Source organism: Enterobacter sp. H2G27 (assembly GCF_054403075.1).
In genome coordinates, this window is record NZ_JBSVSI010000001.1 from 4,386,787 (window position 1) to 4,409,424 (window position 22,638).

Below are 22,638 nucleotides of genomic sequence, written 5' to 3' on the forward strand. Positions count from 1 at the left end.
CCAGAGTGGAGGAATACTCTCAATATACTACGAATTTTCCCGAACGGGATGAAGCGCCGAAACGGTGCACTACACTTAACATCCAACCGTGCAAATGAAAGGAATTCTCATGAAGCTATGGCCTGTTGTGACCGGTGTTGCGATTGCTTTGACGCTGGTCGCCTGTAAATCCCCCACGCCGCCGAAAGGCGTGCAGCCTATTACCAACTTCGAAGCCAGCCGCTATCTGGGCAAATGGTACGAAGTCGCCCGTCTGGAAAACCGCTTTGAACGCGGTCTGGAGCAGGTGACGGCGACCTACGGCGAGCGCAGCGACGGCGGCATCAGCGTGCTTAACCGGGGCTACGATCCGGTGAAGAACAAGTGGAATGAGAGCGAAGGCAAAGCGTACTTCACCGGCGAGCCGACCACGGCCGCGCTGAAGGTGTCGTTCTTCGGCCCGTTCTACGGTGGCTATAACGTCATCAGGCTGGACGATAAGTACCAGTACGCGCTGGTGAGCGGCCCGAACCGCGATTACCTGTGGATCCTGTCGCGCACGCCAACCATCCCGGATGCGGTGAAGCAGGATTACCTGAACACTGCGCGCAGTCTGGGCTTCCGGGTTGACCAGCTGGTGTGGGTGAAGCAGTAGCCCTTACTGGTAGGAAAACGTAATGCTGGCCAGCGCGTTGGCCGAGCCGGGGACCAGTTCACCGGTTCGGATGTACCGCGCCTGGAACGGTAACGTGAGCGTTTGTGCCGCCGTGGTACTCTGGATAAAGAACTGGCCGGTCGCACCCGCGGCCGAGCTGTCCGGCCCCATCATCAGCGGCCCGCTGCCGTTGTAGAAAAACTGCACCCCAACGCCGGACGCCGTGGAGTCTCCGGTCAGCGTCACCACCGACGAGGTATTCGACGGCGTGGTCTGATCGGTCATCACCGCGTGAACCGCCACGTTCGCGTCGCAGGTCAGGCCGACGTTAAACGTCCCCGATGGCGACGTGCTTCCCACCGTGGGCAGGGTGCGAATATCAATGGTGCCCAGCGCCACGCTGGCGTTTTTGCTGCCGACCGTACACCCGCTGGCGGTCACCGTGATGGTGGTCGGGCTGATAATCACCTGCGCCGTTTTTGTCTCGTTGTTATAGGCGGTGAGCACCGCGGCGTTGATGGTCGGGATCTGATAGACGCCGGATTTAAGGGCGGCACCGGTTTTAATAAAGGTGACCTTTGCTGACCATCCCAGATCCTGGGCAAACCCACTGGTGCCCTCTGCCGGGTAGCTTTGCGTGATACCGGTCTGCAGGGGAATATATTGTGTACTCTTAAAATCCTTCAGCCCGATGATATATCCCACGCCCGGTACGCCGGTCTCAAAAATGGTGTAATTCGCGCCGTCGACGGTGACCGTCGCACCGCTTGAGATGGCGCTGCTGCTGGGCTGCAGCGTGCCTTTGTTGCAGGTAAAAATAAGCCCGCACCAGAACACCTGCTGCACGCTGGCGGTGGCGCTCCAGGTTGAGCCGATAATGCTGCCCGGCACCACGGAGTCCGCTGGCCCGCTGTAGGTCATCGGCTGAGGGGAGAGCGTAATGTCCGATTTCCAGTCCAAAGCCTGCACGCTGGTGCAGAAAAGTAATCCGCTGAGAAGAAACGCTAAACGCATCATAGATACTCCGTTGTCCAGGTGGCGAGGGCTGACACATCACCGGCGCTCACGGGTGTAGCAGTGGCAACCAGCTGCGCGTAGAAGGTCATCTGTACGCTGTCATCCCCCGCGGTTCCGTATGCGGTGGTCTTTGTATTCAGGGGAATGAGTACGCTCTCTTTATCGAGGATTTGCACCGCCACGCCGGTAGCGCCACCGTCGGCAATTTTCAGCAGCTGCGGGTTGGCATCATCCGGCGTTCCGCTGAAGCGAATTTTTACGCCAGCAAAGGTTGGCCCGCACGCTTCAAGCCTGAGCGTGAAGGGCGTTTTGATATTGCTGACGGCCCCGGCACGGCTGAACTGTTTAATACCAATAGTGCCCAGCGGCACGTTCTGCTCCCCGGAGTCCTGCGCCACCACGCAGGTGTTGCCGATCAAATTGCCGGTGACGGAGACCAGCACGTCGTAGCCGCGAACGGGGAGCGTGAAAACCAGCAGCAGCGCAATGCAGCCGATCCGAAGCGTTACTGACATACCACCTCCTGAGAATAAAGACCGGTGCGGGCGCTATAGTTCTGCTTGTTTAAGGCATAGGTAACGGCGCAGCGCTGGCGGTTGCCGCGACCCCACACGGCGTTCAGCGTGCCCTTCTCTGACAAACCGGAGAGATACAGGCTGCCGCCATCGCCGACGATGCCGCTGGTTTTGTCATCATCGAGCGAGACCAGCGTGCCGAAGGGGAGTACGTCGTTGCCGTGACGCACGATAAACATCGCTTTTGCCCCCTGGTGCGTAGCGAAGGTGGCGCGAACCAGGGCACCGTCGGTAGGCGTTTTGTTGGCGATGGCGTTTTCCAGCTCCACGTCGTTGCCAGCGGTCGTCACGTCCAGCGCGACCTGGTTAACGCGGTAAGGCGTGGCGTACGGGATCACCGCGTAGCCACGGCTGTCCGTTTTGATGCCCTTATGGTTAAGCACGGCAACGTTGCTGGCCCCCGGGGCTTTCACCAGAATGTTGGTGTTCCCGAGCGGCTGGCTCAGCGTCAGGCCATCTTCATGCACTACCGCGCCGCCGCTGATGCCGTAGCTGAGGTTGCGGGAGTCGCTGGCGTAGCTGTAGCCCAGGTTGTAATCTCCCCACGCGCCTTCGTATTGCAGAGTGGCATCGCCGCCGTAGTGCTGCTGCGCGCTGTAGCGCTGGTTGACGCTATAGAACAGGTTTTCCTGGCCCGGCAGGTAGCCGCTCACGCCCGTGCTGGCGGTTGTGCCGGTGGAGTCCGCATGGGTCGTGGTAAAGCGCGCACGGGTCGACAGCGTCGGGTTGCCCAGCGGGACCGAAATCGACATCGACAGGATGTTATCTTTCTTGTCATGGTACAGGCCCGAGCTTCGCTGGACGCTGACGCCAAGAGACACATTACGAAACGTGGCGTTCCACGCAAACTGCAGGCTTTGCGTGGTGTCTGACGTGTTCCAGTAGGTCTGCTGATCCCACGACAGTGACAGCGAGCCGTATTGTCCCATCGGCTGCGACAGCAGCAGCTGGTTTTTTGCCTTACGCGACATGCGCAGGTTGTACATGGTGTCGTATTGGGTGGTGACGGTGCCATCGTCTTCCACCGTCTGCTTTGGCGATCCGCCCGACATGCGTTTGTACGTGGTGTCGCTGAGGGTATAAAACCCTTTCGTGGAGTAGCGCAGCGAGAAGAAGTTAACCCGCGTGCCAATATCATTCAGCAGCTTGCTGTAGCGCAGGCGCACCGAATCACCGGTATAGTGCCGATCGTCCGCCAGCTGGCTGCGGGCGTGGGTCAGGTCAATAGAATAGGCGCCAAAGCGGCCGAGGTTCTGCCCAAACCCGAAGGCCAGGCCGTTATAGCGATCGGCAAACTGCGCCCCACCGTAAAACGTCAGGCCGTATCGCCAGCCGTAGAACAGCTCGCCCTGCGCGAAAGAGGGCGCATCCTGATTGCCCGTCGGACGGTATTTCCCGGCACCCAGGGCATATTTCACCTGTCCGTTACGCACCAGGTTCGGCACGCTGGCAAAGGGAAGCGTGTATTGCGTTTTGCTGCCGTCGTTCTCCTGAATGGTGACCGCCAGATCGCCTCCCGAGGAGGTCGGGTAGAGATCTTTCAGCACGAACGCCCCCGGCGGAACGGAGGTTTGATAGATGATGTTGCCGTTCTGGCGAACCGTGACCGTGGCGTTGCTGCGCGCAATGCCCCGGACTTCAGGAGCATAGCCGCTGAGGCTGGCGGGCAGCATGTTGTCATCGGTTTTCAGGGCGAGACCGCGCAGGCCCACGGAGTCGAAAACCTGCGCCGAGGTGTACGTTTCCCCGGCGTACACCTGCGCGCGCAGGGCGTGAATATCGCGCTGCAGCCAGGTCTGCACGTGGGTAAGTTCATTGCTATCTTTGGTCCACGTGGTGAAATCACGCAGCCGCCACGCGCCCAGGTTGACGCCGCTGTTGAGGCTTGCAAACAGCTGCTGTTCCCGCGTGCGCGTCTCGCCGCGATATTCATTATTCGAGCCATTGACCACGTAATTCAGCCACGCGGCAGGAATGCCCGCCTCCCAGCTTTCCGGGCTGACATATCCGCGCGGCAAATTGCGCATCGCACTTTGCGGTACGGTGAAGCTCAGGGTGAGCGTCTTTTGGTCCAGATCAAACTGCGTATCCGCAAACGCCTTCGTTAAGACGATGCAGCGTTGCGCCAGCGGCAGCACTCCGCCCTTCGCCTGATGACTATCGATGCCCAGCGCGTCGAATTGCTGGGGCGTGAGGCAGGGCAGCGCTTCACCCTTACTGTCTTCAGCAAGGCGGAACGTGACGTTACCTGTGAACGCGTAGTTGGTATTGATATACACGTTGAGGTTGTAATCACCCGGCGGCAACGCGCTCCCGGCGCTGACCCATGCGAGATCGGCGCTGTTCGCGCTCTCGCCGTTGAGGAACGCGGGGTTAAATTGCAGCTCGCTTTCAGCAGCCACGGCTTGCCGAATCACCAGGGAGATCACCGTGGCGCACAGGATTTTTATTTTCACGTGGTCACGCCTTACTTTTATTATTGGGATAACGACGCGCGCGTGGCGGGGGTCCATGCCCCGTAATCGTTAATGGTCTGATAGCTCATGCTACCCGCATGGCTGAAGGTTTCGGCCAGCGTCACGCTGCCTTTCGGGGGCACCATCACCGGCTGCACCGGCATACCGTCAATTTTCACGTTGATGGTGGTGAGGTAGTACGGCGTGGGGTTGCTGAGCGTGACCTTTCCGGCACGGTAGACGCCGGCCAGTTTTTTCCACGCCTCTGCCGGGCTCTCACTGAGTCCTTCCGGGCGATAAAAGACCTTGATGCGGTTAGCCGACGCAAACTGCAGCGTGTTCCCGGAGCCGCTTTTAGCCTGCTGGGGGATGGCTTTGACCGTCATCCAGTAGAGCGTCTCCCGATCCTCTGGCAGGGCTTTGCCGTTAAACATGATTTTTACCGCGCTTTCGCTGGCCGGTTTCATGACGTACAGCGGCGGCGTAATCACGAAGTCGTTGGTGCGTTCGCCTTTCTCATTCTCCATCCAGGACTGGATGAGGAACGTGGCGTCGGGATGGGTGTTTCTCACCTGCATCATGGCCTGGCTGGTGGCGCTGGAGTAGACCATTCGCGTTGCGCCCAATCCCACGCCGCCGGCATAGACGGCGGAGGAACATAACGCGCCCACCAGGCAAATCCATGTATTTTCGCGCATAGTGTTTCTCCTGAAAGCTAAGACAGGCCCGGCTCGCAGACCGGGCCTGAAGATTACGAATAGGTCACGGTGTAAGTCGCGACGGCGCTGGCATCGCCCGCGGTGGCGCCGCCCTTCGGCGAGTAATATTTCGCGCTGAAGTTCAGTGTGTTGGCACCCTTACACAGAGGGATGGCAGAAGCCGGTTCACCCAGCTTCACCACGTTGCCTTGCTCGTCATAAAGGCGAATAGCCACGTTTTGCGCAGAGTTGGCGCTGCCGTTTGCACCGACGGACAAGCTATTGACATCGGAACCGTCCGGCGTACCGGTGAAGGTGACGGCCACTGTGGTCGCAGCAATCGGGTTCTCTGCCGTTGAGGCTGAGGTATCGGCGATTTCACAATCTTCCAGGGTGATGGCAAACGCTTTTGCCGTGCTGGCTTCACTGCCTGCCGTCTCCAGCGTTGCGGTCCGCACTTCACCCATATCCACGTCAATGTTGGCGCTTCCTGCGCTGATGGCGCAGGCGGAGGTCACCACTTTGCCGCTAAAGTTCACCGTGCCGCCGCTGGTGCCGGCAGCCAGCGCCGAGCCCACTGGCAGTACTGCCGCAATAGCGATCGCAAGCAGCGTTTTATTATTGAATTGAGCTTTCATTGTCCTGATTCCATTATGGTGTTAAGTCGAGATTTGCTCTGAAAGCAGCAGGTCTAACTGGTTAAAAAGACCAGCAAATCTGTCTTGTTCCTGAGCCCGAGTTTTCTTATCGCTGAGCTTTTTAACGCGCTGACACGACGGTAAGAAAGCTGCTCTGTTTCGGCGATGTAACGCATATCCAGACCCTTTCGCAGTTCCTTCAATACCCTCCATTCACCCGGCGTCAGCGATAACGCCGTGGGTTTTTTTATTGGGCGATAACGGCTATCGACCATTTTTAATACGCTGGCTCGCCAGTGATAAAGCGGGTCCTGCAGCGAGAGATAGGCGTCTATTTCACCGCGTATCCACAGCCAGGAATTTGCCGGTGCGGAATACATGCAAATAAGTACGTCGGGATAGAGGACTTTCATCTTCCTGATATATTTCAGGCAATCATATCCCGCGTGATATTTCTCCGTGCCGGATAAAAAAACTACGTCTACAGGTGCGGCCGCGAGTATTGTTTCGATCTCCGCATAATTATCGATCGACGCTGTTATCTGCATGGTCGGGACAGTATTTTTTAATAACGCGGCGATCCCCTGACGCGCAAAGTGATCTCCACCCAATAGCGCGATATTTAAATGACGTGTGTTGTTGAGCTTATTCGCCATGTCATTCCCTCGATTTATAATTGTAATGAGACTCTTCTGTCGGGCAGAACGATGCCTGTATTTTCGAAGCAATTAAGCATTGCACGGTGTGAGCCCACTATACTCAGGGCGTTAAATAGGTAACCTGAATTAATCTTAATTTGTTTTAAGTACAGTTTAGGTGTAGCGTCAATTTCTCCTCGCTAAACCGGCTTTTGCTTATCTGCCTGTAAATAATCATACTGGTAGTTTTTATTGAAAAGTTGGCTTTAATAAATGTTTTGTAAGGAAATAGTCTGCGGACGTCATGTGATGCGGGTAGTTACTGACGGTGGCTAACAGTTTTGCACCGAAATTGTTAATTAAGACGACAGCTTTCGAACTTGTTGTAATTTCGAAACCCGCTGGCGGAGCGCGTCCCCTCTGCTTTTTATCAAAAAAACAAATTAAGCACGCTGAATAATTCAGACAACGATGGCTAAAGCGTTCAACGGGCGCCTTTGTCGAGTTTTGTCAGTGTCAAGACGGCTTTAAATGGCGGTTAAGAAAACTTCAGACCGGTCAGATAAAGAGAAAGGAAAAATAAGATTTTTCGCCAGGCGCCAGGATATACAGTTGCGCAATTATCCGTCACATTAATCCTTACACAGGCGAGGGATACGCAGGTTAACCGTGAAGGGAATCTACTGGAGCAACAGGCGTTGACCGGAGGTATTTAGCCCATTCTATGCATAAGCATTACATTATTAATGGCCTGGTAGAGTTTCACCCAGCCGCCAGCACATTACGCGATCTCAACAATCCTGACCGGGTGGTGGTATTAAATTCCCCGGCGGGCCGCTGTTTGTTGTTATTAATAGAAAGGGTCGGAAGTATTGTGACTCAACAGGAGTGCATGGATATTGTCTGGCAGCGCCGGGGGATGCTGGTTTCGCCTAATACCTATTACCAGAACATTTCTATTCTGCGCAAAGGTCTGAAGAAGGTGGGTTTCGAAACCGATCCAATTGTCACTATCCCGCGCATTGGACTCACGCTCGCAAGCGATACGCAAATCACCATTAAAGAGACGCAGCCGCAGGCTGAAGAGGAAGAATGTGCTGCTCCGGATATCTGTGAAGAGACTGTCGCCCCGACGGTCTCGAGAAACCGCTTCTGGCTGTCGGGCGCGCTGGTGCTATTGCTGATGCTGGCTGGCGTGAGCGTTATCAGCCATAACCTGCTGCATGACAGCTATTTCGTAGACGGGTACCGCTTCGCGATGAAGATGGGCGAGTGTCAGCTCTATTTTTCTCGCGATATTGAAACGCAACGCGATAGGGATAAAGCCCTGGCCTATGCCGCCCCGTTTAAAGACCATTGCGCGAACTATCCCTGGGTGTATGTCAGCGGATACATCCTGCTGCCTCGCGCGTCGGTCATTCGCTGTGACAGACCGATGACGGAACCCAACCGCTGTATGTCCGATTATTTTATAGAGGATCGCTAGTATGGTTCGCTACCGTCAAACGCTTGTTGCGCTCTGCCTGTGCCTGTTGATGGGGGCTGTCGTGGCGGCGTATTACCTCTGGCATCGCCATTACATCCAGCCCTTTTCCTGCCAGGCGAACTTTATTCAGCATCACCGTGATGAAACGCTTTCTCTGTGGCTGAATTACACCGTGGAAGGCAACAACGGAATACTCAGTATGAATGGTCGGCTGAAAAACGATCCCACGAAGACCCTGAATCGCAAAGTTTTCTTTCAGATTGAGCGCAAAGACAGCGTCTATAATCTGACGTCTATACGCAATATGAAATTTCCGGACGACAACATCAGCGACAGCTGGCTGGAGAAGTACGAACCCTTATTTTTTATCTATCCGAATAAGAATATTTATATGCGAATTAAGAAACAGCAGAATGAGAATTATTTATTTATTCTGGGAACGCTCCCGACCTATGTGTGCCACACGTCAAAAAACGGATAGCGACAGGGAAAAATATTTTTAAGTTTTTGCGACCATCATTTATGCTTGATTTAATAGCCAGGACCTATCTTAGGAAAATATAACAGCAACAATAATGTTGCGATAATGTAATTATTCTTCGGCAAGTTAATGAAAACTTTAATTGATGATAGCGTCAGAATGACGCCTGCGCGGAAAAAATCCCTGCATATGGGGTTACTCCTGTGGCCTCATTTCTCGCTTTTCGCATATTCAGGATTGATAGAGGCGTTACGTATTGCTTCCAGCGTCCAGAAGCGTAGCCAGAAAATACGCTTTAAACTCAGTCTGATAAGCACTTACCCCGACTTACCGGTAGTGAGCAGCTCTGGGCTCAGCGTGCGGCCCGAGGCCGCCCATGCGCCGCCCGGCGACTTCGACTATATTGCGGCGATCGGCGGAAGTCTTGATCATCTTCACCTGGGACACCGTGGCGACAGAGCGTTTCTCACGGATGCTCATCACAACAACGTTCCCCTGATTGGTATTGGTACCGGCAGCTTTATTCTGGCGGAGGAAGGCTTACTGAACGAGCGCCGCGCCTCGATTCATCCGCATCACCATGACGTTTTCACGCAACGTTTTCCGCAGGTTTATGCTGAGCAAAGCCTCGATTTTATCGACGAAGGCGATGTGCTGACCTGCCCGGGGGGGATCTCAACGCTCACCCTGATAACGGCACTGATCCGCGCCCACGGGGGAGACGACATTGCGGCCACCACCTCCCGGCGGCTGTCCCTTCCTCCGCATGATGCCGCCACGCCGCGGCCCGCGAATATAGCCATGATCCCTGATTCGCGCCTGCGCAGGGCGGTGACGATCGTCGAACAGTATCTGACTCACCCGCTCAGCGCCGCCAGGCTCGCTCAGGACGTTAAGCTGAGCGAACGTCAGCTTAATCGCCTGTTTCACGCCGAGTTTGGCAAAACTGCGCGGGAGTTTATTCGCAGCGCCAGGCTGCGCTATGCCTGCTGGCTGCTGAAAAACTCTCAGCAAAGCGTTACGGATATTGCGCGACGGATGCGGTTTAGCGACTGCGCCCACTTTATTCGTCATTTTCAGAGCGAGTACGGCTGTACGCCGGGGGCATGGCGCACGTCGCAGAACTGATGCACCTATTTAGTGCTTTCTTCGTAGGGTTTTACTGGCTCGCCTGGATAGACTTCCGTTAAAAGCCTAACGGAGGGAAGACGACATGAACTGGCAGCCTTTTCGCGGCGATGCGCCTGAAAATATGACGATTTTCAGCGCGTCATTTCCCGACGTCAGCGACCAGTGGCCGATGAAAGACGACGCTGCCCGTGAGATCGCCTCCCTTGACCGCGCCCTGAAAGCCGAGCCAGCGCTCCGGCCTCCGAGGGTAGAATACGACGAAGGGGGGCTGGCCGTGCTGGTCCCGCAGAACCGTTATTCCGAACAGGCCTTCCGCAACCGCCCGGCGCTCACCGCGTGGCGCACCCGGCTGGTGCCCTCCGCGCTGGCGCTGTTTGTGGTGCAAAATCCGCTGGAGGACCGCCTGCCCGACGGCACTAAAATGGACAGCGACAGCCGCCAGTGGTTTATCCACGCGAATGATGCCATCGGCGTGCGCTCCCGCGCCCGGGTGCTGGCCGCACTGGTGGATAAGTACATTCATAATGAAAGCGAGAACAACTGGGTCAGCCTGGCGAGCGGTGCCGCTATCCCCGTGCTGGAGGCGCTGCGCGAAGCAAAGCTTGATGGCCAGCAGGTCTATCTCACGCTGGTGGACAAAGACCCGGTGGCGCTCAGCTGGGCGGAAACCATGGCGGCGCAGGAAGGCATTGTGGTGGGCGAACAGCTGACGCTGCTCAGGCGCAACCTGCTCCATACGCTGGTGCGTAACGAGGACCTGCTGCTGGAGCTGGGCGAGCATCAGGCCGAACTGGTCGACGCGCTGGGGATTTTCGAATACTTCAACGATACCGACGCGGTGATTTTTCTCCAGCGCGCGCTGCGGCTGGTCAAACCCGGCGGCGCGGTGATTGTGTCGAACATGCTCACCAGCAGCCCGCAGATTGACTTTGTGCTGCGGGGTATCGGCTGGGAGGATATTCACCCGAGGTCGTTACAGCAGCTGCAGGACATCCACCTTGCGGCCGGCGTGCCGGTGGAAAACGTCACCGTGGTGGTGCCGAAGGACGGGGTGTATGCGGTGATGGAGATTAAAGCTTAGCGCGATCGGTGTGGGGGGACAAACCGCACAAGCGGTACCCTCTCCCTGAGGGTGAGGGTGCGGGGTGACAGGGCGCAACACTATTTACCGTTCCTCAGTTGTTCGGTTAAACCGAACAACTGCCATGAGGGATTGACTCGTTTCCTTTTAGCGTTAGTCCTAAACCGGGTGCACAGGGTAATTGCAATTCCCCTTTAACGATTTTGAGTCCCTCAAAAATGTCGTTTTCGATATCAAGATGACCATCTAAATCTAAATAATCAGCTAGCCCCCCAATTTGCGCCATTGCGGTTATCCCAATACTTGACTCAGTTTTACAGCCTAACATCACACTCATTCCTACATCATGAGCCAGGGTGATCATTTTTGTAGCGTTCGATAATCCACCACATTTGAGTAATTTGATATTCACACCATCGACGCAATCTGAAAGTCGTCTGATGTCTTTACAAGAGTGACAGTCTTCATCGGCGATAACCTGGAGGCTCGTTCTTTCACGCAGAAATTTAAGATGCTCTGGAAAGCCTGCCGCAATGGGTTGTTCTATTAACTCAACACCATAACGCTCGAAACGATCGAGCGTCTTCATAGCCTCTTTTAAATTCCATGCCCCGTTACCATCTATCCAGATACGCCCGCGATAATGTTCACGCACTAATTTCAGCCGTGATTCATCGGGTCTGCTCATTTTAAGCTTGATAACAGGCCAGTCGCACAATTTTTCAAGGCTTGAAACAGTGTTCTCATTAGACATTAACCCTAAAGATATTGCAGTAGGAGGCAATGCTTTGCCAGCAAGACCCAAAAGCCGGTGAATCGGTTGTTCAAGGCGTTTACCCAGAAGATCATGCAGAGCAATGTCGATTGCTGACAAGGCGGCAGGATGACCAGGCAACAGAGTTTGTAAATTCTCCAGAACGGTTATCCTTTCAAAGGGCGTTGAATGCTGCAAGCCTGGGCGATATTGCTCCAGCACCATCGAAATAGTTTCTGCCGTTTCACCATATTCTTTAGCAGGGACGGCAACCCCAACACCTTCATAATTCTTCCATTTCAAACGAACAATAACATGTTCGATCCCAGAATCCGTGACTGATTTGTGACTGACGAAAGGTTCTCTAAGTATAAGATTATGTTTATAAAAATTAAGCTCCATGCGCGTTTTCTCCTGACTGAAGATCAAGGATGACTGAATTAATTAACGTGTCCGCATATTGTGCGGCCTTCCCTGAGTCTTCTCCCTTAACCAAAATAAACCCACGTCTGTCCCCGGACTCGCACGCGGAAGTAATGACCTCTCCTGGTGTAATGTTTATTTCCTTTAAGACAACATTTTTTGCAGCTGCGATGTCTTCAATCCCTCGAATAGCCTTGATAAGGCCTGGAGGCGGAATAAGAAATCTAATTGCCGCACCACATTGTGCTGAGAGCTTTAAAGAAGGCTCTGCTAAACCAAACGCCCATGCGATGCATAGCCGTTTCACATCACATCCAAAGGCCGTTTCAATAAGCTCATTAATATGATCCCCACCTACTCTGTTGTGCGATTCTATTATCCTGGGTCCCCTGGACGTTAACTTGATTTCTGTATGTGAAGGACCATCTTTAAGTCCCATTATCGACAAAAATTCCTTCACCAGTTTTTCGACTTGTATGTGTTGCGATTCGTCTAAATGAAGGGGCAATGCATGTCCACGTTCAATAAAATTTGATGTGATAAGCTTATCGGTAAAGCAGATAATGTGATGCTGACCAGAAAAGCTGAATGCCTCCACGCTAATCTCAGGCCCGTCGAGGTATTCCTCCATTAAAAATGGCAACCATCCCATCATCTGAAAGTGACTAATTACTTTCTCACATTCTTCCTTCGATACGACTTTAAAGACCCCAAGACTGCCTGCTGCATCCAGTGGCTTAACGATCACAGGCGCGTCACCTAAACGGCTGCGAAAAGTAATTACGTCTTCAAGGCAGGTTCCCTTTTCTGCTACAACCGGACTTATCCCTGCCAAAGTAAGGTGCTCACGCATTGCTGATTTATCTTTAAAAAGAAGACTTGTTTGCACTGATGTCCCGGGTAAATGCACTGCCTCTCTTATCTGCGAGGCCAGAACCAGCGTGTCCTCAGAAAGGGATATGACCTGTTCAAAGGGGATTACGGCGTGTAAACCCCGAACCAGGGGGATCAGAGATTTTGTATCATGAAAGTCAGCGGTTAAAGTATAGTCGGCCAGTTCAAGGCGATCGTGATCAATCGCTTTCCGATCCTGCAATCTTAAGACGGCTAGTCCCAGTGATTTGGCTTTCAGGACCAGTTCTGTCTTTCCTCCTACTAACAGAACCCATCTTTTATTATTAAACATATTCCACCGCCTTATGAGCCGTTTGCAAAGAGGCTTCAACAAGAGCCCCAACAATCAGACATGCTTCACGAATCGTGAGCTCACCAAAAAATTCAGGCATGATGGGGCTGGTTTCGTGCTCTATAGAGCGGCCTCCCAGCACCCCTGGTTTTCCATAAAAACGGCTTCGCATGTAATGAGAAAGGTTTTTGCCTTCTCCTTCGAGCCAACGTCGTGTCATTTCAACTGACTCAGACACAATACGGCTATCGTCGGGACGATAACGTGAGGTAATTTTGCGTGTCGCTAAAAAAAGTGATGAAAGAACATCTGAATCAGCCGGGCAATGTCCTGGAGGACAAAGCATGAAAATAGATGCAGGAAGCATCATCATATAAAGCGGGTCAACCTCATCGAAATGATTCACCAGAGGAGTCATGAGATTACGCATAGTACGCGCGGTTGATTTTTGGGCGATATAGCCACGGCGAACGGGTGGATAGCCAGCCATATCCCGTGCTCCCCAGTGTATATGAGGATTAAAAGGCTGCGTCATTGTCGCCCTGTTTACCCTGGCATCAGGATAATGCGTACCGAAGATGGCGCTGAGAACGGCAGTCAATAAATTTGAAATGACAGGAAGTTCCGCCGGCATTTTATCAATGTCTTCAAAAAACGCCTCAGGATCCGCAACCGCACGTATAGGTTGCAGGATTGCTTCAATGAGATGATCGATATCTTGATAATAGGTGTGTTTTAGGCGAAATCCTTTACCTTCCGGTTCTATTTCACAGCGATCGACATGGCCATCAAGACCGACGGCATGTCCAACGATATCAGTAAACGCACGACGAGGGCTGTTACTTCTTACAGCCTCTTTGAGTAACACTTCAAGCATGGATCTCACGGCGTCACGGTGCTGATATAACAGGGCAGCTTCTAACCGAAAGGGTAATGCCGAACGCTTTTGCAACCTATTCCAGTGTAGCGTGATCAAGGGAAGTGTCTCCCCTTGATAATGCGTTCTCACAAAAGGGACAAAAAGAGGCTCTTCGCGTCCCCTTTCACTGTAACGTTTTCCATCCCATGTTAATAATGGTAAACAGTGTCGTTCATTATTTTCAATAATAGAACCAGGCAAATAAACGTGATCACCTGCAGATAGGTCGTAATTCTCTGTTTGATTAAAACAATATATTAATGGATAACCATATTGCTGCGAGCAAATGGCATGATTAAAATCAAGCGCTCCCGCGGCACCTTTTAAAATGCCTTCCCAGTTACCAATGTGACCGGATCGTGGAGCGAGAAGTGAGCCAGAGCTCCTTAAAACATTCAGTAAATGGTTAACTGAAATATCCCGCATACCAAAATGAACCCAATCATATGCGCAACGACGGGCGGCAAAGTCCTCAATATCTTTCGCCGACAGGCAACGGCCAAAGCCGTCCTGCAGACCTAATTTTTCGGTTAGCTCAAGTGGAGTACAATTCATTCTATTACCCCTAATTGTTAGACTGACGAGGACGCACCTGCGGTCGTTTCAATCCAAGGTGTTCTCGCAAGGTCGTACCTGTATATTCAGTTCGGAATAAGTGACGGCGTTGTAATTCAGGTATGACTAAATCAACGAAATCATTAAGTCCGTCCGGAAGACAAGGCGGCATGATATTGAATCCATCCGCACCATTGCTGACAAACCATTCCTCTAACTGATCGGCGATTTGGGAAGGTGAACCTAATATAAATCTATGACCACGACCGCCAGCAACAGATAAATAAAGCTGTCTGATCGTCAATCCTTCCCGCCGGGCTTGTTCATAAACAAGTTGCTGTCTGCTGGTACTGCCTTCAGTAGTTGGGAGTTCGGGTAAAGGCCCATCAAGTGGATAGCCTGAAATATCAACGTCCCCGAGAAGACCTGTTAGCAAGCCCATACCAACAACGGGATCAACCAGCTCCTGCAACTGAGCGTATTTATCTTCGGCTTCAGATTGAGTTTTTCCGACAACTGTAAACACCCCAGGCATAACGACCGCCTGTTCCGGGCTTCGCCCATGAGCTTCCACTTGTTGCTTGATACCACTATAAAAATGTTGTGCTTGTTCAAGCGTTTGGTGCGCGGTAAAAATGACTTCGGCCCATTGTGCTGCAAAGTCCTGACCATCTGCTGAAGAACCTGCCTGGACGATTACGGGATAGCCCTGTGGTGGTCTGGCAACATTAAGAGGCCCGCGAACGGAAAAAAAGGAATCTTTATGGTTGAGTATGCGCAAGCGAGAAGGGTCAAAATAGCGACCTGATGCTTTATCATACAAAAATGCATCATCATCCCAGCTATCCCACAGCCCAGAAACGACATTCATGAACTCTCTGGCACGTTGATAACGCGTTGCGTGATCGGCCTGTTTTTCAAGATTGAAATTTTGAGCCTCAACATCCGTGACTGATGTCACGACGTTCCAGCCAGCACGGCCGTTGCTCAGGTAGTCAAGCGAGGCAAATTTTCTTGCGATATGGAAAGGTTCGTTATAGCTGGTTGAGGCTGTAGCAATGAGCCCCAGTCGTTGGGTTACCATAGAAAGAGCCGACAGCAGGGTTAGCGGCTCAAAATGAACAGTTCTTCCCCAGCGGCTCAATTCGTCCTCATCTTTATAATGGGTGCGGACACCCACCCCATCAGACAAAAACATGAGATCAAATTTTCCACGCTCAGCTGTTCTGGCGAGCTGGCTATAATAATTAATATCCAGACCACCATTTGGTTGTGCATTCGGGTGTCGCCATGCCGCAACATGATGTCCAGGCGCAGGCAAAAAAGCACCAAGGTGCATTTGACGAGGGACGGTTTGCATTGTTCTCTCCTAATTGAACTATTGTTTTTGATTTTTAAAATGATTAATTTGTAGTGTTCTTTTTAATTAGCTTTATTTTGTTGAAAGCGTTGCAGTAAAAAAGGCAACATACCAGCCGACTTAAAAATCACCAGTTCAGCATCAGAAAAAATATTTAGACGTACCCGGAACTGAATAACTTCACCTTCTGGACATTGTGCATAAACCTGCATGAGAGCTTCAGTAGAGAGCTCTGACAAAGGCTCTATTGTGATAGATTCACTGCCATTAAGACCGAGTTCACGCCATCCTTCTCCAGGTTCAAATTCCAGTGGCGCAATGCCCATAGCAATCAAGTTTGAACGGTGAATGCGTTCAAAGCTTTTAGCAATAACAGCCCGAACGCCGAGACACCACGGCCCACGAGCAGCCCAGTCACGGGAAGAACCACATCCATAACGTTCCCCCGCTAAAATAATCGTAGAAATTGAATTGGCTTTGTAAAACTGAGCTGCATCATAAACGGTCTTAATTTCACCAGTCGGCTGAATGCGGGTCCATCCACCAGACATTCCATTTGCCAATGCATTTTTTAAACGCTCATTGGAAAAAGCACCTCTGGCCATAACTTCATGGTTACTCCTTCTGGAACCAAACGAATTTAGCTCAGAAATATTTGTGCCGAGCGTCAATAAATATTTACCCGCTACAGAAGTTGCATCAATAGCCCCTACAGGAGAAATATGATCCGTCGAGATATCATCATCTAACATCAGTAAAGGCCGGGCTGAAGAGATAGTATCATTCTGAATAAAACTATCTTGTTCAAAATAAGGGGGGCGTACAATATACGTAGACTTATCATTCCAGTTGAAATTCGTCCCACCATTCGATGAAAGAGCATCCCATTCTAATGAACGCTGAGCATCTGTCCGGAAGGATTCAGGCCTGACAGACTTTTCAACTATGTTGCGAATGTCATTATCATCAGGCCACAGTTCATGCAAATAAACCGGTTTGCATTCTATATCTAATCCAAGCGGGTCTGTCTCGGGATTAAAATTGATATTTCCAGCAATCGCCATTGCAACCACGATTGCTGGAGATCCCAAATAGTTTGCTCGAATAAGTGGATGAATACGCCCTTCAAAGTTACGGTTGCCACTCAGCACTGACGACGCGATCACCCCCTCTTTTTCAATGGCCTCTTTAACATATGGGAAAAGTTCTCCGCCACCACCGTTACAGGTTGTGCAGCCATAACCGACGATATGGAACCCTAATGTCTGTAGCGGTTCTAACAACCCGGCATGAGCAAGGTAACGTGTGACCGCAGTTGAACCCGGAGCAAAACTGGTTTTGACATGGAGAGGGACTTTCATGCCACGAAGAACAGCTCGTTGGGCCAAAAGTCCTGCTGCTATAATCGCCTCAGGGTTAGAAGTATTGGTACACGATGTAATTGCTGCCAGAGCTATTGTTCCGTGTGGCAACGTCTCGGTTGAGAACTTTTCAAGCTCAAACGCCTTCCGGAAAGATTCCCCCAGCTGGCCTAAAGGCACTTTTTGGTGGGGATGACTAGGACCGGCAACGCATAAACTGACGCTCCCAACATCGAAAACAAGCTCTCGTGCGTAACGCGGCGTGCTATTTTCTTTAAAGATGCGTTGTAAAATATAGTATTCGCGCGCTGTTTCTAATTGCTCGCCTTCCCTGCCAGTCTGATGAAAAAAGTTGAACGTTTCTTCATCAACGGGAAAGTAGGCTCCCATAGCTCCGTATTCGGGAGCCATATTTGCTATAGTGCAGCGTTCTGCGGCTTTTAGCGAAACAGTCGCCGGGCCTATAAACTCAAGAAGATCTCCCACAACCCCCGCTTCACGTAAGAAAGATGTGAGCGCTAATGCCAGATCTGCGGCGCTGACACCAGCTTGCCGCTGTCCATGCAAGTTTACCCCCACAATCTGGGGGAAGCGCGTTTTAACGGGTAATCCGAGCATGATCGCTTCTGCTTCTAATCCCCCAACGCCCCAGCCTAGAATTCCGAGACCATTAATCATGGTAGTATGGCTATCTGTTCCAATAACGGAATCAGGGATTAGGCATAACTCCCCCTGTATTTCTTTTTCAACGACAGGGAATGCAACCTGCTCAAGATTAATTTGATGTACGATGCCTTTTCCCGGTGGCACAATTTTGAGATTAGTAAAATTTTGTTCAGCCCAACGCAGAAAAGAGTAACGCTCACGGTTACGTCTCATTTCATGCGTTTCATTCCATTTCTGAGCATCAGGCACACCGGATTTTTCGATTAATAAAGAATGATCAACGACCATCATCGTTGGAACGACAGGGTTAATAGCATCTGCATTTTCCTCCATCCTGTCTCTCATGGCGGCTAAATCGACCAGGGCTGGGATACCCGTATAGTCTTGCATGATCAGACGAGCTGGGTTGAACGCTATTTCTACATCTACTTTCTGCCCATTTGCGAGCTGATTGAGCGCAATTAACGCTACATGTTCTTCGCCATTACGCGCGATCGATTCTACGAGGACACGTCCAGCGTAGGGAACATCAGAAATATTTATGCCTGCACGCTGTGCCAGCGAGGAAAGACTCCATACCTTTAAACGACGACCATTAATGATCATCGCTTCGCTATAGCATTGATTCTCTTTAACGTGATTATCGACATAAGACATTACCATTCTCCTTATAATGTCTTCGGGTGGTTGCGCTCTGCCTTCCCGATATAATGTAATAAAGGGCGAATCAGAACATTGTTTTCTCTTTGCTCCAGAGCATGAGCAATCCAGCCGGAAACCCGTGCAGCGATAAAAATAGGAATTGAGAGATCATTAGGTAAATTCAACAGCCGATAAAGGAGGCCTGCATACAAATCTACATTGGCATCAATACCATGCCTGGCGTAGGGTTTCATCTCGAGTTCCAGCGCCTGTATGATTTTAAAATAACGTAGATCTCCACTTAACTGACTGGCCTGCCAGGCCGCGTCGCGTAAATGCCGTACCCGTGGATCTTCAGTACGATATACACGGTGTCCAAATCCCATTATTGGCTTATTTTGCGCCCGGCGTTCTTGCACGTATAAAGGCGTGTTATCAGGTTCACCAATTTCATCAAGCATCTCCATGACTTTTTCAATCGCACCGCCATGTAGATCGCCTGCGAAAGTGGAAATAGCCGCAGTAAACACCCCATACATATCGACCTGACACCCTGTTGCGACTCTTGCAGAAAAAGTTGAAGCATTTGAACTGTGATCAGCATGTATAACAAAATCACAGTTCATTAATTCGATTTCTTTTTCTAGCGGTGCCTGCCCGCGTAACACCCACAGGAAATGTTCTACAAAAGGTAACTCGGGATCAGGAAGTACTAATTCACGTCCTTGCCGTGCAGCATGATGAGCCGCAATCAAAATAGGTATTTGTGCCAGGAGGCGCATCCCCGTTTTACGGTGGTGTTCCGTGCTATGCTCATCTTTATTTGTATCGTAACTTGCAAGTGCCGAAACGCCTGTTCGTAAGGCTTCAGTAGGTGAGGCATTACGTAATGCAACCATGATATCCAGTACTTCTTTCGGAACATCCCGTGCCTCACTCAACTCTTTTCGGAATAGCGTTAATTCTTCTGCATTGGGAAGCTCACCATGCAGAAGCAACCAGGATACTTCTTCAAAAGAAGACCATTTCGCTAGCTGATGAATTGAATAGCCGCGATAGGTAAGAATTCCCCTAGAGCCATCAATATATGTTATTGCACTATTATCGAAAGCGATTCCGTTAAGTCCACGAAAAACATTGGCTGTATTCACATGACTTATCAGTTTATTTTTTTCGGGCGCCTCATCCGACCCTTTATATAAAGAAGAAACGAAGGTGCGTAATGCTTTTACACTTATCAGTTCAAGTATCTGTTCAGATGAAACTTTGCAACTGAATTTTTTTTCGAGTTCTAGGATCAATTCTACATGACATAAGGAATCCCATTGATGAATTGACTGATAAGTCAATTCATCACAGAGTTGTTCCGGACTTATTTTTAACGTGCTGATTATCAGCGCATCTAGGGCTTTAATTTTTTCATTCATAGTAATATCGTTTAATTAGAGTTTACAAAGGATTGCTGCCGGGTTCTTTCTCTGATGGTTTTGTTTTAGCAATAACATCATCGGGAAAAAGAGTTATCGATGGCATAATGAGAACTACTAAGCTAAATCCGAATGACACCGAGCCTGCTGCTATTAAAGCTAATGTCAAAGAACTATCAGATAAATGTGTTATAGGCGGAATAAATATACATGCCAGTAAAGTTGCAATAAGTGATCTGACTAAAGATATCCTCCCTTTAAATGGGCCCTTAATACGAAGTTGCAGAGTTGTGTATATACCCATATAAGATAATGAATTCATTACCCCAATAAAAAATGTCGCGGCAACAGCCCATTCTCTTGGCCCACCACTGGCGATACCAATAAACATTAATCCCTGTCCGGTAATGCCGATGATCGAAGTTAAACGAGGGCCGATACTGACAACCAGCCTGTCAGCAAAAAGACCACTCAACATAGCTCCCAGAGCGAAGGAACCATCTAATAGAGAAAGGGCGTAAGGTGCTCCTTCAAAACGATGAACAACAAGTATTGCCAGAAAGATATTCAGAAAACTTGGAGTGAGATAATCGCTCACGCCCAGGGTTGTCAATGTCGTCAACCCCTTGTTACGACGCATAAATTTTGCGACATCGATCCAGTCCTGAACAAGTTGGTGAAACCACTTCAGAATGCCACTTCCTTTATGATGAGAGGCATACTCAATTGTTGAAGGAACAATAACAAATGCAATAGACAATGCAGATAGCAGAAACGAAATCCCTGTTATCATCAATGCAGCCTGTACTCCCGATAAACTTAATACCAAGCCAGCCAAACTGATTCCAAGAAGCTGGCCAAGTTGCATCGCTGCAACAGCAAAACCATTGTACCGGGTAAGTTGTTCAGGCTTGACAAGCGCTGGCTCAAGAACAAAAGTTGAAGAGCGATAAAACGGCTTTCCAACCTGTACAACTACAGTCAGTAGCGCTATCCAAAAAAATAGATATCCGCTGTTTAATTGAGTACATACAAGGCATACCGTGATCCCCCGTAGTAAATCCACGACTAGCATCGTGTATTTTGGGTTATAGCGATCCGCCCAGGGGCCAGCCAGCACATTCACCACAAATAAAACAATATATTCCAGTACGATCACAATACCAAAGTCCATTGCTGAGCCACTTTGGTTATACAGAGCAATACCAGCTACCAGCGTGCGCATGCCGTTACCGATATTTGATACTAAATTCGCACCAAGCATCAAATAGGCTGATGTTGTTAACTTTTGCATGAAATAATAAACCGTATTTTATCCGCGGCGTTTCTGGCATTCTTCACTGCTTCTTCTGCAGATTCGCCCACAGCGATTATTGAAGTGCCACGCGAAAAAGAATCAAATGCACCTGTAAGTTCCTCTCCTTCGTGATAGAGAGTATCAACCTCTACTACACCTTGATTTGCTCGGGCATCATCAACGCCTACAATTTGCTTCAATACACCGCTGGTATTCACTGAGGAGTAATGAATGGCAGCAAATTTGTTACCTGTTGCGTTTAAAACGGGAATATCGGAAAAGATTGACTGGCCCATAACCTGATGAACCCACAAAGTATCGGGGTCAATACCACTAACATGGCGAATAAGATCAGTAATACGATCACCGGCAAGACGTGTATGTGTTTCAATAATCCTTGGACCTTTCCTGGTAAGCATAATCTCCGTATGGCTGGGACCATTTGTGAAGCCTAAAGCTGTCAAAATCTTATTAACATATTCTTTTATGCTAATCTCATCTTCAACAGGGATAAACGCAGGTAAACAATGTCCCGTTTCAACGAAATGCTCGCTGTCTTTAAACTTTTGTGTAATACATATTATTTTATGTTGCCCATTTTCTGAAAAAGCCTCAACGCTCCATTCAGTTCCTTCAAGAAACTGCTCCACCAGCATTGAATAATTACCCGCATGTTTCTTAAACCATGCTACACCTTCTGCACATTCGTCTTTGTTCCTTACTATAGATATTCCCGTGCTCCCACGTGCGTTAAGTGGCTTAATGATTACTGGATATCCATACTGCTCAGCAAATCCTTCAACTCCGCACACAAGATCCTCGGTGATTACACAACTTGCGGTATCATCCAGGCCGTGTTGTTTTAATACCTGTCGCATTGCATTTTTGTCATGGGTAAGTTCGACAAGTTGGCGTGAACTACATGGAAGGCCAAGTTTTTCTGCAATAGCGACAGCATAAAACTCAGCTTCTTCGTTAAAAGCGCCAACTGCATCAATACGATCAAACTGATTAATTAATACAGCAGAACCTAACCACTCTTCTAAAGTTCCTTTTTCTGGAATGGTAATGATGCGATCATAAAGTCCTAAGTCTTTACGATTAGCAAGTTTTTTTGCAGGCAAAAGCAGAGATATTTTATGACCGGCCTTTTTTGCGATAGGGGTATAGCTAGTCGCCCCGCCCACTATGAGCAGATGTTTTTGCATAGACA

Annotated in this window: 19 protein-coding genes; 5 read left to right on the forward strand and 14 right to left on the reverse strand. The window is 50.2% G+C overall.

Going from position 1 to position 22,638, the window contains the following annotated elements; translation table 11 throughout:
* Positions 1–109 precede the first annotated feature (109 nt).
* A complete protein-coding gene (locus ACW9E7_RS20845) occupies positions 110–634 on the forward strand; it encodes a lipocalin family protein (protein ID WP_109845916.1) in 525 nt (174 codons plus the stop codon).
* Positions 635–637: 3 nt separating this feature from the next.
* On the opposite strand, the gene ACW9E7_RS20850 is transcribed toward ACW9E7_RS20845, so the two are convergent.
* Genes ACW9E7_RS20850 through ACW9E7_RS20875 form a run of 6 tightly spaced genes read right to left on the reverse strand, consistent with a single transcriptional unit; the run spans position 638 to position 6,674 of the window.
* A complete protein-coding gene (locus ACW9E7_RS20850; RefSeq protein ID WP_111964361.1) occupies positions 638–1,648 on the reverse strand; it encodes a fimbrial protein in 1,011 nt (336 codons plus the stop codon).
* A complete protein-coding gene (locus ACW9E7_RS20855; RefSeq protein ID WP_111964279.1) occupies positions 1,648–2,166 on the reverse strand; it encodes a fimbrial protein in 519 nt (172 codons plus the stop codon). Before ACW9E7_RS20855 ends, ACW9E7_RS20850 begins: the two co-directional genes overlap by 1 nt.
* Positions 2,157–4,682 carry a fimbria/pilus outer membrane usher protein gene (locus ACW9E7_RS20860; RefSeq protein WP_458728304.1) on the reverse strand — a complete coding sequence of 842 codons (2,526 nt, stop codon included), beginning with the start codon at positions 4,680–4,682 and terminating at the stop codon, positions 2,157–2,159. The genes ACW9E7_RS20855 and ACW9E7_RS20860 overlap by 10 nt, the downstream gene beginning before the upstream one ends.
* A 20-nt stretch (positions 4,683–4,702) precedes the next feature.
* The gene (locus ACW9E7_RS20865; RefSeq protein WP_458728305.1) at positions 4,703–5,380 is read right to left on the reverse strand and encodes a fimbrial biogenesis chaperone; all 678 of its coding nucleotides are present in this window, start codon (positions 5,378–5,380) and stop codon (positions 4,703–4,705) included.
* 53 nt (positions 5,381–5,433) lie between these two features.
* Positions 5,434–6,018 carry a fimbrial protein gene (locus ACW9E7_RS20870; protein ID WP_458728306.1) on the reverse strand — a complete coding sequence of 195 codons (585 nt, stop codon included), beginning with the start codon at positions 6,016–6,018 and terminating at the stop codon, positions 5,434–5,436.
* A gap of 53 nt (positions 6,019–6,071) precedes the next feature.
* Positions 6,072–6,674 carry a helix-turn-helix transcriptional regulator gene (locus tag ACW9E7_RS20875; RefSeq protein ID WP_458728307.1) on the reverse strand — a complete coding sequence of 201 codons (603 nt, stop codon included), beginning with the start codon at positions 6,672–6,674 and terminating at the stop codon, positions 6,072–6,074.
* A 706-nt stretch (positions 6,675–7,380) separates the two neighbouring features.
* Here ACW9E7_RS20875 and ACW9E7_RS20880 point away from each other — a divergent pair.
* The 4 genes from ACW9E7_RS20880 to ACW9E7_RS20895 all read left to right on the forward strand — a co-directional run bounded on the left by ACW9E7_RS20880 (position 7,381) and on the right by ACW9E7_RS20895 (position 10,835).
* Positions 7,381–8,142: a winged helix-turn-helix domain-containing protein gene (locus tag ACW9E7_RS20880; RefSeq protein WP_458728308.1), complete on the forward strand. Its 762-nt coding sequence runs from the start codon at positions 7,381–7,383 to the stop codon at positions 8,140–8,142.
* A gap of 1 nt (position 8,143) precedes the next feature.
* The gene (locus ACW9E7_RS20885) at positions 8,144–8,623 is read left to right on the forward strand and encodes a hypothetical protein (protein WP_458728309.1); all 480 of its coding nucleotides are present in this window, start codon (positions 8,144–8,146) and stop codon (positions 8,621–8,623) included.
* Positions 8,624–8,812: 189 nt separating this feature from the next.
* Positions 8,813–9,751 (forward strand): GlxA family transcriptional regulator, encoded by a 939-nt coding sequence (locus ACW9E7_RS20890; RefSeq protein ID WP_136195923.1) that lies wholly within the window; start codon positions 8,813–8,815, stop codon positions 9,749–9,751.
* Between the two features lie 85 nt (positions 9,752–9,836).
* A complete protein-coding gene (locus ACW9E7_RS20895) occupies positions 9,837–10,835 on the forward strand; it encodes a class I SAM-dependent methyltransferase (RefSeq protein WP_458728310.1) in 999 nt (332 codons plus the stop codon).
* Between the two features lie 106 nt (positions 10,836–10,941).
* Here ACW9E7_RS20895 and ACW9E7_RS20900 read toward each other — a convergent pair whose 3' ends face one another.
* From ACW9E7_RS20900 to ACW9E7_RS20935, 8 genes are all read right to left on the reverse strand, one after another.
* Complete coding sequence (locus ACW9E7_RS20900) at positions 10,942–11,991, reverse strand: dipeptide epimerase (RefSeq protein WP_136195880.1); 1,050 nt, start codon at positions 11,989–11,991, stop codon at positions 10,942–10,944.
* Complete coding sequence (locus tag ACW9E7_RS20905; protein ID WP_458728311.1) at positions 11,981–13,198, reverse strand: ATP-grasp domain-containing protein; 1,218 nt, start codon at positions 13,196–13,198, stop codon at positions 11,981–11,983. The genes ACW9E7_RS20900 and ACW9E7_RS20905 overlap by 11 nt, the downstream gene beginning before the upstream one ends.
* Entirely contained in the window at positions 13,191–14,672 is a 1,482-nt protein-coding gene (locus tag ACW9E7_RS20910) for a DUF6025 family protein (RefSeq protein ID WP_133293492.1), read from the reverse strand. Before ACW9E7_RS20910 ends, ACW9E7_RS20905 begins: the two co-directional genes overlap by 8 nt.
* 10 nt (positions 14,673–14,682) lie before the next feature.
* Positions 14,683–16,032, reverse strand: a complete 1,350-nt coding sequence (locus tag ACW9E7_RS20915; protein WP_133293493.1) for an LLM class flavin-dependent oxidoreductase — start codon at positions 16,030–16,032, stop codon at positions 14,683–14,685.
* Positions 16,033–16,094: 62 nt separating this feature from the next.
* Positions 16,095–18,716: an aconitate hydratase AcnA gene (acnA, locus tag ACW9E7_RS20920; protein ID WP_458728312.1), complete on the reverse strand. Its 2,622-nt coding sequence runs from the start codon at positions 18,714–18,716 to the stop codon at positions 16,095–16,097.
* A gap of 11 nt (positions 18,717–18,727) precedes the next feature.
* Positions 18,728–20,128, reverse strand: a complete 1,401-nt coding sequence (locus tag ACW9E7_RS20925) for a citrate/2-methylcitrate synthase (protein ID WP_133293495.1) — start codon at positions 20,126–20,128, stop codon at positions 18,728–18,730.
* Positions 20,129–20,150: 22 nt separating this feature from the next.
* Entirely contained in the window at positions 20,151–21,422 is a 1,272-nt protein-coding gene (locus ACW9E7_RS20930; protein ID WP_458728313.1) for an MFS transporter, read from the reverse strand.
* Positions 21,410–22,633 carry an ATP-grasp domain-containing protein gene (locus tag ACW9E7_RS20935; RefSeq protein WP_158285457.1) on the reverse strand — a complete coding sequence of 408 codons (1,224 nt, stop codon included), beginning with the start codon at positions 22,631–22,633 and terminating at the stop codon, positions 21,410–21,412. The genes ACW9E7_RS20930 and ACW9E7_RS20935 overlap by 13 nt, the downstream gene beginning before the upstream one ends.
* Between the last annotated feature and the right edge of the window lie 5 nt (positions 22,634–22,638).

Bases quoted from the DNA above. Each gene is read 5' to 3' on its own strand.
- acnA (WP_458728312.1), bottom strand. From the start codon at position 18,716: ATGTCTTATGTCGATAATCACGTTAAAGAGAATCAATGCTATAGCGAA.
- ACW9E7_RS20880 (WP_458728308.1), top strand. From the start codon at position 7,381: ATGCATAAGCATTACATTATTAATGGCCTGGTAGAGTTTCACCCAGCC.
- ACW9E7_RS20905 (WP_458728311.1), bottom strand. From the start codon at position 13,198: ATGTTTAATAATAAAAGATGGGTTCTGTTAGTAGGAGGAAAGACAGAA.
- ACW9E7_RS20925 (WP_133293495.1), bottom strand. From the start codon at position 20,128: ATGAATGAAAAAATTAAAGCCCTAGATGCGCTGATAATCAGCACGTTA.
- ACW9E7_RS20845 (WP_109845916.1), top strand. From the start codon at position 110: ATGAAGCTATGGCCTGTTGTGACCGGTGTTGCGATTGCTTTGACGCTG.
- ACW9E7_RS20930 (WP_458728313.1), bottom strand. From the start codon at position 21,422: ATGCAAAAGTTAACAACATCAGCCTATTTGATGCTTGGTGCGAATTTA.
- ACW9E7_RS20885 (WP_458728309.1), top strand. From the start codon at position 8,144: ATGGTTCGCTACCGTCAAACGCTTGTTGCGCTCTGCCTGTGCCTGTTG.
- ACW9E7_RS20895 (WP_458728310.1), top strand. From the start codon at position 9,837: ATGAACTGGCAGCCTTTTCGCGGCGATGCGCCTGAAAATATGACGATT.
- ACW9E7_RS20935 (WP_158285457.1), bottom strand. From the start codon at position 22,633: ATGCAAAAACATCTGCTCATAGTGGGCGGGGCGACTAGCTATACCCCT.
- ACW9E7_RS20875 (WP_458728307.1), bottom strand. From the start codon at position 6,674: ATGGCGAATAAGCTCAACAACACACGTCATTTAAATATCGCGCTATTG.
- ACW9E7_RS20850 (WP_111964361.1), bottom strand. From the start codon at position 1,648: ATGCGTTTAGCGTTTCTTCTCAGCGGATTACTTTTCTGCACCAGCGTG.
- ACW9E7_RS20900 (WP_136195880.1), bottom strand. From the start codon at position 11,991: ATGGAGCTTAATTTTTATAAACATAATCTTATACTTAGAGAACCTTTC.
- ACW9E7_RS20910 (WP_133293492.1), bottom strand. From the start codon at position 14,672: ATGAATTGTACTCCACTTGAGCTAACCGAAAAATTAGGTCTGCAGGAC.
- ACW9E7_RS20855 (WP_111964279.1), bottom strand. From the start codon at position 2,166: ATGTCAGTAACGCTTCGGATCGGCTGCATTGCGCTGCTGCTGGTTTTC.
- ACW9E7_RS20870 (WP_458728306.1), bottom strand. From the start codon at position 6,018: ATGAAAGCTCAATTCAATAATAAAACGCTGCTTGCGATCGCTATTGCG.
- ACW9E7_RS20890 (WP_136195923.1), top strand. From the start codon at position 8,813: ATGGGGTTACTCCTGTGGCCTCATTTCTCGCTTTTCGCATATTCAGGA.
- ACW9E7_RS20865 (WP_458728305.1), bottom strand. From the start codon at position 5,380: ATGCGCGAAAATACATGGATTTGCCTGGTGGGCGCGTTATGTTCCTCC.
- ACW9E7_RS20915 (WP_133293493.1), bottom strand. From the start codon at position 16,032: ATGCAAACCGTCCCTCGTCAAATGCACCTTGGTGCTTTTTTGCCTGCG.